Origin of the sequence: Paracoccus sp. Ld10 (genome assembly GCF_045064235.1) — a bacterium.
Lineage (GTDB): Bacteria > Pseudomonadota > Alphaproteobacteria > Rhodobacterales > Rhodobacteraceae > Paracoccus.
Genome location: NZ_JBISHD010000032.1, coordinates 13,554 through 30,234, shown reverse-complemented (window position 1 = coordinate 30,234; position 16,681 = coordinate 13,554). Strand labels below are relative to the sequence as shown.

Annotated in this window: 18 protein-coding genes and 3 tRNA genes; 6 read left to right on the top strand and 15 right to left on the bottom strand. The window is 63.5% G+C overall.

Translation table 11 applies throughout. From position 1 onward, the window contains the following. Window positions 1-10: 10 nt before the first annotated feature. The 5 genes from ACJJVR_RS14000 to ACJJVR_RS13980 all read right to left on the bottom strand — a co-directional run bounded on the left by ACJJVR_RS14000 (window position 11) and on the right by ACJJVR_RS13980 (window position 3,494). The gene (locus ACJJVR_RS14000; RefSeq protein WP_405405477.1) at window positions 11-1,276 is read right to left on the bottom strand and encodes a glutamate-5-semialdehyde dehydrogenase; all 1,266 of its coding nucleotides are present in this window, start codon (window positions 1,274-1,276) and stop codon (window positions 11-13) included. A 68-nt stretch (window positions 1,277-1,344) separates the two neighbouring features. Next, a tRNA-Asp gene (locus ACJJVR_RS13995) sits at window positions 1,345-1,421 on the bottom strand. A 28-nt stretch (window positions 1,422-1,449) separates the two neighbouring features. Next, window positions 1,450-1,526 (bottom strand) — tRNA-Asp (locus tag ACJJVR_RS13990). Window positions 1,527-1,718: 192 nt separating this feature from the next. Next, window positions 1,719-2,162, bottom strand: a complete 444-nt coding sequence (locus ACJJVR_RS13985; RefSeq protein WP_405405476.1) for a hypothetical protein — start codon at window positions 2,160-2,162, stop codon at window positions 1,719-1,721. Window positions 2,163-2,396: 234 nt separating this feature from the next. Further along, complete coding sequence (locus tag ACJJVR_RS13980; protein ID WP_405405475.1) at window positions 2,397-3,494, bottom strand: anhydro-N-acetylmuramic acid kinase; 1,098 nt, start codon at window positions 3,492-3,494, stop codon at window positions 2,397-2,399. Window positions 3,495-3,551: 57 nt separating this feature from the next. On the opposite strand from ACJJVR_RS13980, the gene tyrS reads away from it, so the two are divergent. Continuing rightward, complete coding sequence (gene tyrS / locus ACJJVR_RS13975; RefSeq protein WP_405405474.1) at window positions 3,552-4,793, top strand: tyrosine--tRNA ligase; 1,242 nt, start codon at window positions 3,552-3,554, stop codon at window positions 4,791-4,793. Window positions 4,794-4,914: 121 nt separating this feature from the next. Further along, complete coding sequence (locus ACJJVR_RS13970) at window positions 4,915-5,067, top strand: hypothetical protein (protein WP_405405472.1); 153 nt, start codon at window positions 4,915-4,917, stop codon at window positions 5,065-5,067. On the opposite strand, the gene ACJJVR_RS13965 is transcribed toward ACJJVR_RS13970, so the two are convergent. The 6 genes from ACJJVR_RS13965 to pdxH all read right to left on the bottom strand — a co-directional run bounded on the left by ACJJVR_RS13965 (window position 5,052) and on the right by pdxH (window position 8,537). Then, a complete protein-coding gene (locus ACJJVR_RS13965) occupies window positions 5,052-5,396 on the bottom strand; it encodes an integrase core domain-containing protein (protein WP_405405471.1) in 345 nt (114 codons plus the stop codon). The two genes, ACJJVR_RS13970 and ACJJVR_RS13965, sit on opposite strands and share 16 nt — an antisense overlap. 237 nt (window positions 5,397-5,633) lie before the next feature. Further along, entirely contained in the window at window positions 5,634-5,960 is a 327-nt protein-coding gene (locus ACJJVR_RS13960) for an IS3 family transposase (RefSeq protein ID WP_405405470.1), read from the bottom strand. Window positions 5,961-6,585: 625 nt separating this feature from the next. Further along, window positions 6,586-6,662, bottom strand: a tRNA-Pro gene (locus ACJJVR_RS13955). Between the two features lie 40 nt (window positions 6,663-6,702). Further along, window positions 6,703-7,218: a DUF192 domain-containing protein gene (locus ACJJVR_RS13950; RefSeq protein ID WP_405405469.1), complete on the bottom strand. Its 516-nt coding sequence runs from the start codon at window positions 7,216-7,218 to the stop codon at window positions 6,703-6,705. Next, the gene (locus tag ACJJVR_RS13945; RefSeq protein ID WP_405405467.1) at window positions 7,205-7,774 is read right to left on the bottom strand and encodes a cold-shock protein; all 570 of its coding nucleotides are present in this window, start codon (window positions 7,772-7,774) and stop codon (window positions 7,205-7,207) included. Before ACJJVR_RS13945 ends, ACJJVR_RS13950 begins: the two co-directional genes overlap by 14 nt. 148 nt (window positions 7,775-7,922) lie before the next feature. Continuing rightward, the gene (gene pdxH, locus ACJJVR_RS13940) at window positions 7,923-8,537 is read right to left on the bottom strand and encodes a pyridoxamine 5'-phosphate oxidase (RefSeq protein WP_405405466.1); all 615 of its coding nucleotides are present in this window, start codon (window positions 8,535-8,537) and stop codon (window positions 7,923-7,925) included. Between the two features lie 79 nt (window positions 8,538-8,616). Here pdxH and fabI point away from each other — a divergent pair, with 79 nt between their 5' ends. The 4 genes from fabI to ACJJVR_RS13920 all read left to right on the top strand — a co-directional run bounded on the left by fabI (window position 8,617) and on the right by ACJJVR_RS13920 (window position 11,428). Beyond that, window positions 8,617-9,444 (top strand): enoyl-ACP reductase FabI, encoded by an 828-nt coding sequence (gene fabI / locus ACJJVR_RS13935; protein ID WP_405405464.1) that lies wholly within the window; start codon window positions 8,617-8,619, stop codon window positions 9,442-9,444. A 16-nt stretch (window positions 9,445-9,460) separates the two neighbouring features. Then, window positions 9,461-10,069, top strand: coding sequence for a LysE family translocator (locus tag ACJJVR_RS13930; protein ID WP_405405462.1), 609 nt, complete (start codon window positions 9,461-9,463; stop codon window positions 10,067-10,069). Between the two features lie 13 nt (window positions 10,070-10,082). Then, window positions 10,083-10,583, top strand: coding sequence for a xanthine phosphoribosyltransferase (gene gpt / locus ACJJVR_RS13925; protein ID WP_405405461.1), 501 nt, complete (start codon window positions 10,083-10,085; stop codon window positions 10,581-10,583). A 137-nt stretch (window positions 10,584-10,720) separates the two neighbouring features. Next, window positions 10,721-11,428: a PRC-barrel domain-containing protein gene (locus ACJJVR_RS13920; RefSeq protein WP_405405459.1), complete on the top strand. Its 708-nt coding sequence runs from the start codon at window positions 10,721-10,723 to the stop codon at window positions 11,426-11,428. Between the two features lie 57 nt (window positions 11,429-11,485). On the opposite strand, the gene trpE is transcribed toward ACJJVR_RS13920, so the two are convergent. The 4 genes from trpE to ACJJVR_RS13900 all read right to left on the bottom strand — a co-directional run bounded on the left by trpE (window position 11,486) and on the right by ACJJVR_RS13900 (window position 16,652). Continuing rightward, a complete protein-coding gene (gene trpE, locus ACJJVR_RS13915; RefSeq protein WP_405405457.1) occupies window positions 11,486-12,991 on the bottom strand; it encodes an anthranilate synthase component I in 1,506 nt (501 codons plus the stop codon). After that, on the bottom strand, window positions 12,991-14,868 hold the full coding sequence (locus ACJJVR_RS13910) for a SurA N-terminal domain-containing protein (protein ID WP_405405455.1): 1,878 nt from the start codon (window positions 14,866-14,868) through the stop codon (window positions 12,991-12,993). The genes trpE and ACJJVR_RS13910 overlap by 1 nt, the downstream gene beginning before the upstream one ends. A gap of 67 nt (window positions 14,869-14,935) precedes the next feature. Continuing rightward, complete coding sequence (locus ACJJVR_RS13905; RefSeq protein ID WP_405405453.1) at window positions 14,936-16,111, bottom strand: aminotransferase; 1,176 nt, start codon at window positions 16,109-16,111, stop codon at window positions 14,936-14,938. A 1-nt stretch (window position 16,112) separates the two neighbouring features. Then, entirely contained in the window at window positions 16,113-16,652 is a 540-nt protein-coding gene (locus ACJJVR_RS13900) for a hypothetical protein (protein ID WP_405405451.1), read from the bottom strand. Window positions 16,653-16,681: the final 29 nt, after the last annotated feature.

Here is a 16,681-nt window from a genome sequence, read left to right as displayed (position 1 = left end):
CCGCCGCCCTTCAGGCGCGGATCGTGCCGTCGCCTGTCACCAGATATTTGAAGCTGGTCAGTTGTTCGGCCCCGACCGGGCCACGGGCATGCATCTTTCCCGTCGCAATACCGATCTCCGCTCCCATGCCGAACTCACCGCCATCCGCAAACTGGGTCGAGGCGTTGCGCATCAGAATCGCGCTGTCGAGACCGGCAAAGAACCGTTCGGCCGTCGCGTCATCCTCGGTCAGAATCGATTCGGTATGCTGGCTGCCATAGCGGCGGATATGGGCGATGGCCTCGGCAACGCCGTCCACCAGCTTGACGGCAATGATCATGTCCAGAAACTCGCGCCCGAAATCATCCGGTTTGGCCGCGACTGTACCCCTGATCTGAGCCAGTTCGCCGTCGGCCCGCACCTCTACTCCGGCGTCCAGCAGGTCGCGGATCAGCACATCGCCATGACGCGCGTAAAACGCACGGTCGATCAGCAGGCATTCGACCGATCCGCAGACCCCCGTGCGCCGTGTCTTGGCGTTCAGCACAACCCGGCGCGCCTTGTCCAGATCGGCGGCCCTGTCCGCATAGATGTGGCAGATCCCCTCCAGATGCGCAAAGACCGGCACACGCGCCTGCTCCTGCACAAGGCCCACCAGACCCTTGCCACCGCGCGGAATGATCACGTCGATCAACCCCTGCGCGCCCAGCATGGCACTGACCGCCGCGCGGTCGCGCGTCGGCACCATCTGGATGGCGGTTTCCGGCAGGTCCGCCGCGCGAAGGCCGTCGACCATGCAGGCATGGATCGCACCACTGGAATGCAGGCTTTCGGACCCGCCGCGCAGAATCACCGCGTTGCCGGATTTCAGCGCCAGCGCCCCGGCATCCGCGGTGACATTCGGCCGGCTTTCATAGATCACCCCGATGACACCGATCGGTGTGCGCACGCGGCGGATATGCAGACCGGTTGGCCGATCCCATTCCGCAATCACCTGCCCGACGGGGTCTTCCTGTTCGGCCACATCCCTAAGGCTTTGCGCGATGGCCAGTATGCGCGGTTCATCCAGTCTCAGCCGGTCCAGCATCGCGTCCGAAAGCCCTTTTTTCCGGGCATAATCCAGATCAAGGGCGTTGGCGGCCAAAATGTCGGGGGTGCGGGTCGTGATGGCGTCTGCTGCGGCCAGCAGGGCCGCACGCTTTGGTCCCGCTGGCGTCTGCGCCAGCACCACAGCAGCGTCGCGTGCCGCAGCGCCAAGTGCCTCGATCAGTTGCCGGGCTTGGACCGTGTCCGTCATCACATCCTCCGATACGCAAAATCGCCGCTGTCTTAGCGTGATCCTGTCGATGAGGGAAAGGGAAGAAATGGCGCGGTTGACGGGGCTCGAACCCGCGACCCCCGGCGTGACAGGCCGGTACTCTAACCAACTGAGCTACAACCGCGCATTTCCTTCGGGCGAATGATGAGTTGTGGCGCGGTTGACGGGGCTCGAACCCGCGACCCCCGGCGTGACAGGCCGGTACTCTAACCAACTGAGCTACAACCGCCCAACTCATCCCCCGGACGATCGCCCGCCGGAGTAGGCCGGGGTTTACGCAGCCCGTGGCACGGCGTCAAGGGCGCGTTGCACGAATTTTGCCGGTTTTAGGCAAATCATTGAAACAAAACGCAAACAACGCAAAAGGGGCGCCCAGTGGGCACCCCGATGAACCATGCAACTGGTAATGAACAAAGCCGGATCAGTCGCGGATCGTTTCCATGTCGAATTCCGGCAGCGCTTCCAGTTCTTCCTGGCTGTAGTTGGTTGCCAGAACCGTATCGTCACCGAACATCGCCATGTTCAGGGTTTCGCGATCCAGAAGCACGGTGTGCGTGCCCATCCCCAGGAAACCACCAATATCCGCGATATAGCCCATGACCTGTCCCTCTGGGGACATCACGATATCGGACACGGTTGCAATCTCATTCCACTCATCCGGAATGGCGTCGCCGGTCGCATCTGTCCATTCGGTCGTCGACGGCTGATTGGTCGTATAGATCGCGCGGCCCTGCAGCCATGATGCGGTCAGACCCAGATTTTCGGCCGAGAGCATCACTTCCATGTCGCTCATGTCGGTCGCCATCTCGTCTGCAGGCATCGTTTCTGCAGGCATGGTCTCCGCCGGCATCGCGTCGGTCGGCATCGTCTCGGCAGGCATCGTCTCTGCCGGCATCGCATCGGTGGCCGGGGGGGTCGTCGCATCCTGTGCAAACAGGGGCGTCGCAAATGCCATCGCAGCAGCCGTCGTCACCATGAGGGTTTTCATTCTAGATCTCCGCATCAATACTTTGTTTCAACGACATCTTTTGTCATCTTCACAGCATCAACGCCGTCAATCTGCCGACCGTTCCTTAAACATTTGTCTGGTCTCCTCACATCAGCGTGGGTGGCTAATGCGACCACCGCAGACCGGCCCGGGAACGCCCGTGGTCATCGGCCCCGAAATCGGCAACCCCCGCAGCACCCGGACGGCGAGCCAGCCAAAGGCCTGCGCCTCCAGCATGTCGCCGTTCAGCCCGATCGCTTCCACCGGATGCACCGGTCCCGGTACGACGCGTCTCAGCGCTGCCATGATCGCGGCATTGTGCCGACCGCCGCCGCAGACCAACAGTTGTGTCGGCGCGGACGGCAGCCATGTCATGCCAGCGGCGACCGATCCGGCCAATGCCGCGACCAACGTCGCCGCCGCATCGCCGTCCGGCAGCGACGCGACAGCATGCGACAGGTCCGCGAAATGATCACGGTCCAGCGATTTGGGCGGCGGCCTACGAAACCACGGATCATCCAGAAACGCCGCTACGACCGTCGCATCAGGGGTCCCGCTGGCGGCCAGGGCGCCGCCCTCGTCGTGCGACTGGTGCCTGCGCCGGCGCATCAGGTCGTTCAGGGGCGCATTCGCGGGGCCCGTGTCGAACGCGATACAGGCGCCCGACGCCTCGGGTGCACAGGCCGTGGGGTCGACCCAGCTGATGTTGCCGACCCCGCCAAGGTTCAGAAACGCCACCGGAGCGGCAGGCAGATGCCCCTGCCCTACGGCCCAGTTCGCACAGGCCCAATGGAAGAACGGCACCAGCGGCGCGCCCTCGCCTCCCTGACGCACATCCTCAGAGCGGAAATCCCAGACGACGGGACGATCCAAGGCGCGCGCCAGCGCCGCACCGTCGCCCGCCTGATGCGTGCCGCGCCCGCGTGGATCATGGGCCAGCGTCTGACCATGAAACCCGATCAGCTGGGCGTCCGTGAACTGCCGCGCCAGATCAGCATGGACCGCCTGCACCAGTTCGGCCAGGTCAGGGACCTGTGGCGCGTCGGGCCACAGACCCAACCCTGCGTGCAGAACGGCCGCTTCGTTGCTCCCGTATGCGTGAAAGGCGCTGTCGCCGAACCCACCGATCCGCACGCCGTCCGTGTCGATCATCGCCGCATCGACACCGTCCAGCGACGTACCTGACATCATCCCCAAAGCCCGGATCATCGCTTTTCCTTCGCTGTTCCAGCTTGTATATCGCGCGGACACAAAAGGATGAAGCCCATGACCTATCAGCCCAAGTCCGACTTTCTGCGCATCATGTCCGAACGCGGCTATCTGGCCGACTGCACGGATTATGCGGGTCTGGATCAGGCGCTGATGGCTGGGCCCATCACGGCCTATATCGGCTACGATGCGACGGCGGCCAGCCTGCATGTCGGCCACCTGCTGAACATCATGATGCTGCGCTGGTTCCAGAAGACCGGGAACAGACCCCTGACCCTGATGGGCGGCGGCACCACCAAGGTCGGTGATCCATCGTTTCGCAGCGACGAGCGTCCTCTGTTGGACGACGCGGCGATCCAAAGCAATATCGACGGGATGGGCCGCGTGTTTGCCCGCTATCTGGACTATGGTCCCGACCGGGCGATGATGCTGAACAATGCCGAATGGCTGGACGGGCTGAATTATCTGACCTTTCTGCGCAACATTGGCCGCCATTTCAGTGTCAACCGGATGCTGTCGTTCGAGTCGGTCAAGTCGCGGCTGGACCGGGAACAGTCGCTGAGCTTTCTTGAGTTCAACTACATGATTCTGCAGTCCTATGACTTCCTCGAACTGAACCGCCGCCACGGTTGTGTGTTGCAAATGGGCGGGTCCGACCAGTGGGGCAACATCGTCAACGGTATCGACCTGACCCGCCGCGTGGACGATGCGCAGGTGTGGGGCCTGACATCGCCGCTGTTGACCACCAGCGACGGGCGCAAGATGGGAAAGTCGGCTGGTGGTGCCACCTGGCTGTCGGCGGACATGCTGTCGCCCTATGAGTTCTGGCAGTTCTGGCGCAACACCACGGATGCTGACGTTGGCCGGTTCCTGAAGCTGTACACCGAACTGCCGGTGGACGAATGCAACCGCATGGGCGCGCTGCAAGGATCCGAGATCAACGAGGCCAAGGTCCGCCTGGCCAACGAGGTCACGACCCTGCTGCACGGCGCCGAGGCCGCCGCCAGCGCCGAGGCCACCGCTCGCGCGGTCTTTCAGGAGGGTGGTGCCGGCGGCGATCTGGAAGTTGCGCTGCTGCCCGCCGACCAGGCCCAGGGCGTGACCATCGCGCAGGCCCTTGTCCAGTCGGGCATCGTGGCAAGCGGCAAGGAGGTCAAGCGTCTGGTGGCCGAAGGCGGCCTGCGTGCCGACAACGAACCGGTCACCGACCCACAGATGACGATTGATCCGTCGGCGTTGGAGCGGGGGATCAAAATCTCGATCGGCAAGAAAAAGCACCGGATGCTGCGCATCGGCTGACCCTCTACGGGCGCATGGCTGCCTTGCACCCGCCCTGACCTTGCGTCACGGCGGGTGTAATGTGGCGTCTTCGTGGATATCTGACCCCCGTGGGAGGAAACGCCCTGATCGGAGAATCACAATGTCGAACCAGACACAAAAGCCGCTAAGCATCGCGGATCGCAAACGCAGCCAGCAAGCAGACGCCGCGTTGGAGCAGATGTACGGATACTATACGCGCGGAGACGGCATGCAGCCCATCGTCAGTGAGCTGGACGCCTACAAAGCTGCCTGAAACAGACACAACGCGAAACCAAGGGGCCCTGTGGCCCCTTTTCCATACCTTGATGGAAGATGTGGTCTGGGCGATGGGATTCGTAACTGCGGTCTGGCGTGCGCCCCGAATGGTCGGATTTGATTGTTGGTGCATGGTCGGCATGTTGGCAGGACGCTCTCGGGCATGGGCGGGCGGTATCGGAGGGAGCTATGCGGCCTTACGATGTTGTAATGGCGGCGGCATCGCTCGATCAGGATCCGGGCCTCACGCAGCGTGGAGAAGACCTCGTCGTTCAGGAACTCGTCCCGAAACCGGGAATGAAGCTCTCGCAGTAGCCGTTCTCTCATGGTGATCCTGGCGTGATAGAGGTTGTTTTGGTACCGACCGCCCCAAACCAGACCAGCATTTTTTTTGGCCGTGAATTCACCGCTATCGTCCGACCTTCTGAACTCCGGACGAGCGCGCAGGATAAAACAGAACGGTCAAGGCGTCGACGACGTCGGTCGAGTTGAGCTTGCGTTTGTCCCGTATCATCAGGGCCTCTGTCGTGACCTCGTCAATGATGGTGAGGCAAATTGCCCATCCTACGCGCGGTCCTGGACAAAATCATAGGACCGGACGTGATCGAGTCTTTCCGGCCTCAGCCGGACGCAGGAATCATCGTTCAACCAAAGCCGCTCTTTCTTGGCTTGCTTTTGCGGGACGTGCAGCGCTTTCTGCCTCCACATCCGTTCGACCCATTTATGGTTCAAATGCCAGCCGCTGTTGTTCAGCGTGCCGGTGATCATGCGGTAGCCATAGCGCCCGAACTCTTGCGTCAGCGCGATGATGTCCTCGTTCAGCCGCTCTTCGTCGGCCAGACCGCAGGGACCTTTGCTGCTGACATGGACCGTTGTCGACCCAGTGTGCAACAGGCCCGACGCTCGGAGATTCGGACAATCTGCCGCACATGATCGATGCACTCTCGACGGCGGGAAGGGCTGGGAGTTTTGCCCAGGCAGCCTCCCCCAAAGTTATGTTGTTCAACGCTAGTTCAGATACCACTCGTCTGAGGCGCTGATTCTCCGTCTCGAGCTCCTTCAGCCGTTTGCGCTGATCCTGGCTGATCCCAACATCCTCTTTGCGCCACTGGCAATAGATCTGCACCGTCGCGCCGATCTGCCGCACAGCTTCCTATACCGACTTGCCGTACCCCCTCTTGCAGAACTCCAACGTGCCGCAGGTTCAGCACAACACCCTAGGGTATCTCTGGCTTTCCAGCCATCCACCACTCCTGCGGCAAACGGGCTAATCATATCCCTTTCGTTGGACCGCCGCGACTAATGGACTCCACGGCGCCCAAGCGTCTTCTGGAAACAGGTGCCGATCTCAAGGAAATCGCCACGCACATGGCCTGATCTTTGAAACACGTTGCGGCGGTGATCGAGCGGTAGGTGGCGTTGTTACTGGCAATTTCGGATGGCTTGGCTGAGACGCTGTGAGCTGCGCAACCGACACAACACTTGCAACCCACGACCGTCTAGCGGGGCTCAATAATGGTCGGGGCGATAGGATTCGAACCTACGGCCTACGGTTCCCAAAACCGTCGCGCTACCAGGCTGCGCTACGCCCCGACACACGCGCTTTAGCGCAAGCCGACGCCGGTGAAAAGCCCTAGCTGCACGGCCAGGCCGCGGCGGTGCCGTCGAGCGAGGGATGGGCCAGCGGTTGCCCGGGTGCAAGGCCCAGTCTGGCAGCCTCTCCGCCAGCGATTTCAAGGACGTACATCCTCGCTGGCTGCGGATCGCCCACAGCGGCCCCGGGAATAGGCGTCTCGTCCAGCGGACGCGCATTGGGATGAATATGGCGAATGACGCCCGTATCGTCCGCAAAGACCAGATCAAGGGGAATCAGCGTGTTACGCATCCAGAAGCTGACAGGTTGTGCGTTTGGATATATGAACAACATCCCCTGCCCGGCGGGCAGATCACGGCGGAACATCAGACCTTGCGCACGCGATTCGGGTGTGTCGGCGATCTCTATGTCAAACGCCAGCGCCTCTTGTTGCGACGTTTGGATCAGCGCCAGATCGGCGCGGCATTCCACGTCGGCGACGGGAACCACCTGCTGGGCGGAAACAGGCGCGGCGAGCGCAAGGGTGATGGCAAGGGCAAGCTTACTCAGCGACATGTGACAACGATCCGACATCAGACGACGCGTCGCCGGGGTTCTGGGCCGCATCCCACGCGGCGATCTGGGCCGCCATCAACCCTCTGGGCCCTTGGACGACCCGCAAGCAGAGCGCCTCGCCGATGACAAGGTCTGCAAAACCGGAATGGCGCAACACCTCGATATGGATAAAAACATCTTCGGAATGGCCAAAGATATTCGCGAAACCAAAGCCCTTCGACTTGTCAAACCACTTTACCCGTGCAGGGCGCAACGGAAGGCTGTCAAGGTTATCAATGATATAAGTGTCTAGATCGGCGATCGGCGCCTGACCGTCCGTTTCCGGCGGCTCTACGGACACGACCTCGGCGGCCTGAACGCCGCGGCTTGTATGCTGCACCAGCACTTGGACACGCGATTGATCAGCGACGGAACTGCGTCCGAAATTGCGCAGCACGTTCCCGTGCAGCAGAATATCGCTTCCGCCGTTTTCGTCCAGAATGAAGCCATAGCCCTTTGAGGGGTCGAACCACTTGACCAACCCTGTCACAAGCTTGAGGCTGCCTTCTTCTGTCATTTCATTTCCGTGTTCACGCTATCCGAATTCCCCACGACAGTAATGACGCCCCGCACCGACTACAACACAACAGTGCCGCAGAAACGGCACTATGCCAACAGACTTGACAAAGGTTTGTTCCAGTTCGTCGATCTGAAATTTGCGGCAATCATGGCGATAATCTTTCGACCGACCATCCGGCACCTGAACCGCGTGTCCAGCGGAAGCGATCATGAAGGCGAAATGCGCCGTCCGCCCAGAACTCCATCTGCGACGGGATGATACGGTAGCCGCCCCAGAACGGCGGGCGCGCCGGTCGCGGCCCTTGCTGCAGCCCGGCCTTGGCGACCGCGGCCACCAGCGTCGCGCGCGCGTCCAGCGGTTGCGACTGCCGCGAGGCCCACGCCCCAAGCCTGCTCTGCAATGCGCGGCTTTCATAATAGGCGTCGGCCTGCGGACCGTCTTCTCGCGTGACAGTGCCACGCACGCGGATCTGTCTATGCAGCGACTTCCAGTGCATCACAAAGGCAGCCTTGCCCGAAGCCTCGATCTGGTGGCCCTTGGCGCTGTCATAATTGGTATAGAACACGAACGATCCGTCCATCCCCTGCCCGTCTATGTCCTTGAGCAGGACCATCCGCACGTCCGGCAGGCCGTCGGCATCGACGCTGGCCAGGGCGATGGCATTGGGGTCGTTGGGTTCTGACGCCCGCGCCTCGCCCAACCACGCGCGGGCGATGTCGAACGGGTCGTCGCCCGCGAAGATTCCGGTCCGATCACTCATCGCGCATTCCTTGTGCTTGCTGCGACAGGGCAGTTGCCCTAATCACCGTTGAAACGGTTGAAAGCGTGAGGGACAGGACATGTCAAGCGAGCAGAGGCCCGGCCTGATGGCCGGCAAGCGCGGTCTCATCATGGGATTGGCCAACGACAAGTCGATCGCATGGGGCATCGCAAAGGCGTTGGCCGCCGAAGGGGCGGAGCTGGCGTTCAGCTATCAGGGCGATGCGCTGAAAAAGCGCGTGGACCCGCTGGCGGCACAGCTTGGGTCGGACACGGTTCTGCCCTGCGACGTGTCGAACGAGGCGTCGATCGACACCCTGTTCGCCGATCTGGCCGCGAAATGGGACGGCCTGGATTTCGTGGTCCACGCCATCGGGTTCTCCGACAAGGATCAGTTGCGCGGGCGGTACGCGGAAACCACGCGCGACAACTTCCTGATGACAATGGACATTTCGGTCTATTCCTTCACTGCTGTCGCGCGCCGTGCCGCGGCGATGATGAAGGACGGCGGGTCGATGCTGACGCTGACCTATTACGGCGCCGAACGCGTGATGCCGCATTACAACGTCATGGGCGTCGCCAAGGCCGCGCTGGAGGCGTCGGTCCGCTATCTGGCCGAGGATTTCGGCAAGAACAATATCCGCGTCAACGCGATCAGCGCGGGTCCGATCAAGACACTGGCCGCCAGCGGCATCGGCGACTTCCGCTATATCATGAAGTGGAATGAGCTGAACTCTCCGCTGCGACGCAATGTCACGCAGGAGGACGTGGGCAATTCCGCCCTGTATCTGCTGTCCCGCCTTGGCGCCGGCGTCACCGGAGAGACGCATCACGTCGATGCAGGCTATCATGTCGTTGGCATGAAGGCTGTCGACGCGCCCGACATCGCTACCGTCAAGAAGGACTGACGGGCGCGCTGTTCCGATGATCCAGATCACGGCCGAACAGATGGGCATCTTTGTGGCCACGCTGTCGGCCGCGATCCTGTCCCCCGGTCCCGGGGTCATCGCCGTTAGCCAGGGCGCGTTCGCCCTTGGCCGCCGACGGGCGCTAACCTATGGGTGGGGCCTGGCGATCGGGGCATCGGTCTGGTGCCTGGTCGCGTTGCTGGGCCTGACCGCGCTGTTCCGCATCGCCCCCTGGACGCTGGTTTTGCTGAAGCTGTTGGGCGGGGCCTATCTGATCCGCATCGGCATCCTGATGTGGATCCACGCCCGCGACCCCATGCCCGACGCCGCCTCCGGCGGGATGAGCCTGTGGTCCGGCATGGCACTGAACCTGTCGAACCCCAAACCCGCGCTGTTCTATTCGGCCGTCCTGCTGTCGATCTTTCCGGCCGTCCTCAGCGCCGCCGACAAGGGCGCGATCTATGCGGTGGCCTTGTCGGTCGAACTGTTCTTCTATACCGCACTGGCCAGCCTGATGGCGCTGCCGCTGTTGCGGCGACGCTATGCGGCCCTGAAATTCTGGATCGACCGGGGGGCCGGGTTGGCGATTGCCGCCCTTGGCCTGTCCCTGGTCCTGCGCCCGTGAAGGAGAGACAACGATGAACGACCGCCTGCCGCACGAAAAAGGCTTTCACGTAAGCTGGGACCAGCTGCATCGCGACGCGCGCGCACTGGCGTGGCGCATGGATGGCCACGACTGGCGTGCCGTCGTAGCCGTAACGCGCGGCGGACTTGTTCCCGCGATGATCGTTGCCCGGGAGCTGGACATCCGGACGATCGACACGATCTCGATCCGGTCCTACAAGGGCGTCGGAACCGAAGCGGGCCAGGGCCAGCTGGAGGTTCTCAAACGCCCCGACCCCGCGCTGATGGGCGACGGAGAAGGCATTCTGGTCGTCGACGACCTGGTCGATTCCGGGCGAACGCTGGAATTGATCCGCGAAATGTACCCAAAGGCCCACCTGGCGACTGTCTATGCCAAGCCAAAGGGCAAACCGATGGTCGCAAGCTACGTCACCGAAGTCAGCCAAGATACATGGATTTTCTTTCCTTGGGACATGGCATTGCAGTACGTGCAACCGTTTCGTGGCGAAGACTGATTTATAATCAATGACTTGATGTTCATCTGCCATATGTTCGACACCATATGCGGGAACCTGAGGTCGTGCCGATGCATTGAGCATCCAATGGCGGGGTGCCCAAGCACCTCGCAAGGCACACACAGGAGACCAAAGACATGCGTAAGCTGCTTTTGACCACTACCCTTGCTCTGCCTCTGACCCTCGGCGCGGCGTTTGCGCAAGATACCGCGCCTGCCGCCGACCCGGCGATGGACCCCGTTGAAACTGCACCGATGACCGAGACTGCGACCCCGGACATGGCAGCGGACGATATGGCCACAGACGACGCGGATGATTCCGCCGCCGCAGCATCCGCCGCGGAAAAGGTCGAGGTCCAGCAGGCTGAGAACGAGTGGCGTCTCGACTGGATCACTGGCACCAGCGTGATGTCACCCGATGGAGCCGATATCGGTTCGATCAGCGATCTGATCGTCGACAGCGAAACCGGCGAGATGAAGGCCGCAATCATCGGCGTTGGCGGTTTTCTGGGCATAGGCCAGAAACAAATCGCACTGCCGTGGGCTGATCTTACGGTGAATTCGGACGCGCAGGAGATCACCAGTGATCTGACGCGCGAAGAGGCAGACGCGGCACCGGAATATGTGTTCCGCGATCAGGAAGCACCTGCCGGCGATATGATGTCCGATCCTGCCGCAGACCCGGCGATGGCACCTGCCGCCGATCCGATGGCGGCAGAGCCGGCAGACCCCATGGCGACGGAACCTGCTGATCCGATGGCAGACCCGATGGCCACCGAACCTGCGGACGATATGATGACGGAGCCGACCGGCGACATGACGACCGAACCTGCACCGGCAAACTGATCTTTCTTCACGACAGACGAACGGCGGTCCTTGTGGCCGCCGTTTTCTGTTGTAACGTCAGTCGTTTCCGCGAACAAAGCGTGATGCGCCCTCGGCCGCACGTTGCAGCGCGCGACTTTTGTTCACCGTTTCCTCAAACTCCGATTCCGGGTCGCTATCATAGACAACGCCCCCACCGGCCTGAATGTACAGTGCCTTGTCCTTGACCACCCCGGTCCGCAGCGCGATGCACATGTCCATCTCGCCATTGGCGGCGAAATAGCCGACTGCACCGCCATAGACGCCACGTTTTTCAGGCTCCAGTTCGTCGATGATCTGCATCGCCCGGACTTTGGGTGCTCCCGATACCGTGCCTGCGGGAAGGCCCGCCAACAGCGCCGACAGCGCATCCTCTCCGTCACGCAATTCGCCGACCACGTTCGACACGATATGCATGACATGGCTATAGCGTTCGATGACGAACTGTTCGGTCGGTCGAACGGTGCCCGGTTTGGCAACCCGGCCGACGTCGTTCCGCCCAAGGTCCAGCAGCATCAGGTGTTCTGCCAGTTCCTTCTGGTCGGACAACAGATCAGCCTCCAGCGCGCGGTCCTGCGCATCGTCCGCGCCGCGCGGGCGGGTTCCGGCGATGGGGCGGATCGTCACTTCGCCGTCGCGCAGGCGTACCAGGATTTCGGGACTTGCACCGACGATCTGAAATGCGCCCATATTCAGGAAGAACATGAAGGGCGACGGGTTTGTCCGCCGCAAACTGCGGTACAGCGCAAAGGGCGGCAGTGGAAAGTCCATCCGCCAACGCTGACTGGGAACGACCTGAAAAATATCGCCGGCACGGATGTAGTCCTTGGCGGTTTCGATCGCGGCAAGATAATCGGGCTTGGCAAAATTGGATACCGGCGTGCCGATCTGCGTCTCATGGCCCATCACCCGGGGCTCGGACGGTTGGCGGTCCAACGACCGCAGCGCGTCCATGACCCGTTCGGCGGCTCGGGCATAGGCCGCGCGCGCATTGTCGGTACCATCATGCCATGCATGCGCGCACAGCGTCACCTCTCCGCGAACGCCGTCCAGCACGGCCACGACCGACGGACGCATCAGCATCGCATCAGGCAGGTCCAGCGGATCCGGGTTAACATCCGGCAGATCCTCGACCAGCCGGATCATGTCGTACCCCAGATATCCGAACAGCCCCGCCGCGACCGGCGGCACGCCTTCGGGCATCGCATCGATCCGGCTTTCCGCGATCAGGGCGCGCAGGCTGTCCAGCGCGGGGCGTGGATCGGCCTCAAAATCACCCGAAAACCGTGCCTGACGGTTGATCCGCGCACGGCCATCGCGGCAGTCCCAGACCAGATCGGGCTTCATCCCGACGATCGAATAGCGGCCGCGTAATTCGCCCCCGGTGACGGATTCCAGCATGAAGCTCTGCGGGGCGGCCTCGGCCAGCTTCAGCATCAGGCTGACCGGTGTGTCCAGATCGGCGGCCAGCCGGATCGTGACCAGCTGGTTACGCCCTGCGACCCATTCGGCCTCGAACTGCGGAAACTCCGGCGTCAGCTGCATCACTGGACCTGGGCGTTGATGGCGTTGATCGCGGACTGGTTCAGCTGGACCGCGGACTGACGCTGCGCATGGCGCGCATAATAATCGAACAGATCAACCTGCAGCGACTGATCCAGCCGCGATCGCACACCGTCCAGAACCTGCGCCGCATCTGGCTGCGACAGGTCGGCATCATTGATCTGGTCAAGCCGCACGACAAACACCCGGTCGCCCGCGTCGACGACCTCGGCCTGACCGGGTTCGGTCACCTCAAAGGCCTGCGACAGCAACTGCGGGGGCAGGCCGTCCATCCAGTCGCTGCGCGCCAGACCGGTCTCCGCGCTCCAGGCGGCGGTATCGTCGGCCTGTGCGTCGTCCGGCGTCGCATCGGTCTGGGCAACCTCGGCCAGGCTCAGATCGGCGGCAAGTTCCAGCAGCTGCCGCTGGACCTCGGCGCGACGCCAGTCGGCCAGAACCTCGTCGCGAACCTCCTCGAATGGGCGCAGGGTCGGGGGCACGATCTCGTCCAGACGCATAGCAAACACGCCGCCATCGGCCAGTTCGGCCAATTCAGGGAAATCGGTGCTCTCCATTTGCGACGCACGTTCGCGGAACGCCTCGTATCCAGCGATGCTGCCTTCGGCAGGAACCGCTTCGGCCGTCCAGTCGATGCGGCCCAATTCAAGTTCGCTCTGCTCGGCCAGATCCTCCAGCGTGGCGCCGCCTGCCAGTTCGTCCTCCAGATCCAGGATGCGATCCTGAATCTGGCGCGCCGCAGCGGACAGCGCAGCCTCTCCGCGCAGACCCTCGCGCGCGTCCTCGAACGAAATGTCCACCGGGTCCAGAATCGCGTTCACCGAAAACAGCGCCGGTCCCAGATCGGTCGGCAGCGGCCCCGCGACACCCGGCTGGTCCAGCGCAAAGACGGCCTCGGCGGCCGCGCCCAATTGGGCTTCGGTGACCTCGCCCAGATCGACGTCGTCCAGGGTCAGGCCGCGCTGCAGAACAAAGGATTCGTATGGCGCCTCGTCAGCGTCGATCTGTTCGCGGGCGGCCTGTGCCTGTGCCTCGTCGGGAAAGACCAGGCGGCTGACCATCCGACGCGCGGGGCGCTGGAACTGGTCGATGTTCAGCTCATAGGTGTCGCGCAGGGCGGCATCGTTCAGCTGCACCTCGGACGACAGCATGTCGGGCGTCACCCAGGCATAGGTGATGGCGCGGGTTTCGGGCGCGGTAAATCGCTCTCCGTTGGCCTCGTGCCAGGCACGCAACGTCGCCTCGTCGGGCTCGGTGACGGCTGCGGGCAGCTGCTCCTCGGTCAGTTCGCGCCAGCTGAAATCGCGCGTCTCGAGCAGCCAGCGGGCGGTCTGATCGACCATCGGCGCCGGCGCGGTGACGCCACCGACAACGGCCCGCTGCAACAGCAGGCGCGCCTCGTCCTCGCGGACGGTGGTCTCGAACTCGGCTTCGGTCAGGTTCTCGCGGCGCAGCACCTCGGCATAGGCGGCGCGGTCGAATGTCCCCGTCGGGCCCTGAAACGCGCCCGCCTGCATGATTGTCTGCGCGACCTGCGCATCGCCCACCGACACGCCAATGGCGCGCGCCTGTTCGGCCAGTGCCGCCGCCGCGATCAGGTTGGCCTGAACCGATTGCGCCAGACCCATCTGCTGGGCCTGCTGCATGGTGATCTGCTGGCCGGTCTGCTGGGAAAAGGACCGCATTTCCGCCTGTAGGCCGCGGGCATAGTCGTCCGCGGTGATCTTGGTGTCGCCAACCGAACCGATCTCGGTCGTGCCGCCCGAAAAGCTGGTGATACCAAAGCCCCCCAGCCCCAGCACCATCAGACCCATCAGGATCCAGACGACGGTTGATTTGCCCTTGGTACGCAGCTGTGACATGGCGCGGCCTTCCTCGTGGTCGTGTCCCGCCCGTCTTTAGGGCGCGGGCGGGTCCGCCACAAGTGGATCAGGCCGAAAGCGCCGCCAGCCGTGCCGCAAGGGTCGCGATTCCGTCAGCATCGACATTCGCAAACGCAATGCGCAGATGTCGCGCTCCGGCAGCGTCACCGTCAGGTGTGAACATCGTGCCGGGCAGCGCCAGCACGCCTGCGTCCCGCACCATCCGCCGCGCCAGCTCAGCAGAGCGTTCGGCAAACGGGTGTTCGACCCATGCAAAATACGCCCCCGCGCTTTTCAGTCGCCAACCCGGCAGCCTGCCCAACGCCGCTGCTGCCGCGGCACGGCGCGCCAGAATTTCGGACCGTTCCCCGGCCAACCAGTCCCGCAGGTTCTCCATTCCCCAGACCGCGCCGATCTGTCCCAGCTGCGACGGGGAAATCGCCACCGTATCCAGAAACTTTTCGACCTGTTCCAGCCGGTCGGTGCTGGCGACGATCGCGCCCACGCGGTGCCCGGTCAGGCGATAGGCCTTGGAAAAGCTGTACAGCTGGATCAGCGTGCCGTCCCAGTCCGGCCGCGTCAGCAGGTCATGGGGGGCGCCGTCCCGGCTGTCGAAATCGCGATAGGTCTCGTCCACGACCAGCGCGATCTCGTGCGCCTGCGCCAGATCAAAGAACCGCCCTACCAGATCAGCCGGATATTCCGCCCCCGACGGGTTGTTCGGCGTCACCAGCACGATCGCCCGCGTGGCAGGTGTGATCAGGGCTGCCGCGTGATCAGGATCGGGCAGCATGTCCGCGCCGCAGGGCAGCGGCACGGTCGCCACGCCCGCCATGTCCAGCCACATCTTGTGGTTAAAATACCAGGGCGTCGGTACGATCACCTGATCGCCCTGCCCCGCCAGCGTCGCCATCACCGCACAGAACGCCTGATTGCACCCCTGCGTGATCGCGACATTCGCCCCCGTGAGGGCACCGTCATAGGCGGTGGAAAACTGCGCCGACACCGCATCGCGCAGGTCGGTGTTGCCCAGGACCGGGCCGTACAGATGCGCCTCGGGGCGGTGCAGGGCCGCATCGGCGATGGCGCGGCGCAGACCCTCGGGCGGCGGATCGACGGGGGCGGCCTGACTGACATTGATCAGGGGGCGGTCGGCCGGAAAGCTGACACCGCTCAGCCAGCGGCGCGCCTCCATCACCGGCGGGGCAAAGGTCGCGGCAAGGGCTGGGTTCAGCGGGCGCATGTCAGTTTCGCTCCATTCTGCGAAGGTCGGTCAGATCCGGGGGCAGCGACAGGTCAAGCGCGGGTGCGGGCATCGCGGGCGCCCGGTCCATCGGGGCGTCGTCGGGCGGCGCGATCCGGGGCAGACCGTCCTGCGTGGCACGGACAGCGGGCCGGGGTATGGGTCCGGTCACGGTCGCGGGCGCCGCGCCGCGCAGGGCCAGGCCGGGCGCATCATCGATCGTGTCGGGCACGGGCTGGGCGGGCATCCGGTCGGTCGGCTGCAGGTCGGGGCGCATCGTGTCATCGGCCACGCGGGCGGCTTCGTCCCGGGGCGCAGGCATCGCGGCACGGGTTGCCGCATCGCGCTGGCTGACCGCACCGGGCGCGGGCAGCGTGGGTGCCACATCGCCGCCGCGCCCGAATTCGGACCCGATCGGCAGCCCGACCGACAGCGCGTCGTGACCCTGTGGTGCCAGCGGCACCGCCAGCGACAGTGCGGCCAGCGCGACGACCCCCACCAGACCGCCCGTCGCCGCCCCCGCCAGAAAACCCCGTGCCATTCCTGCCCCGTCCGTGCTGTGCGTCCGGT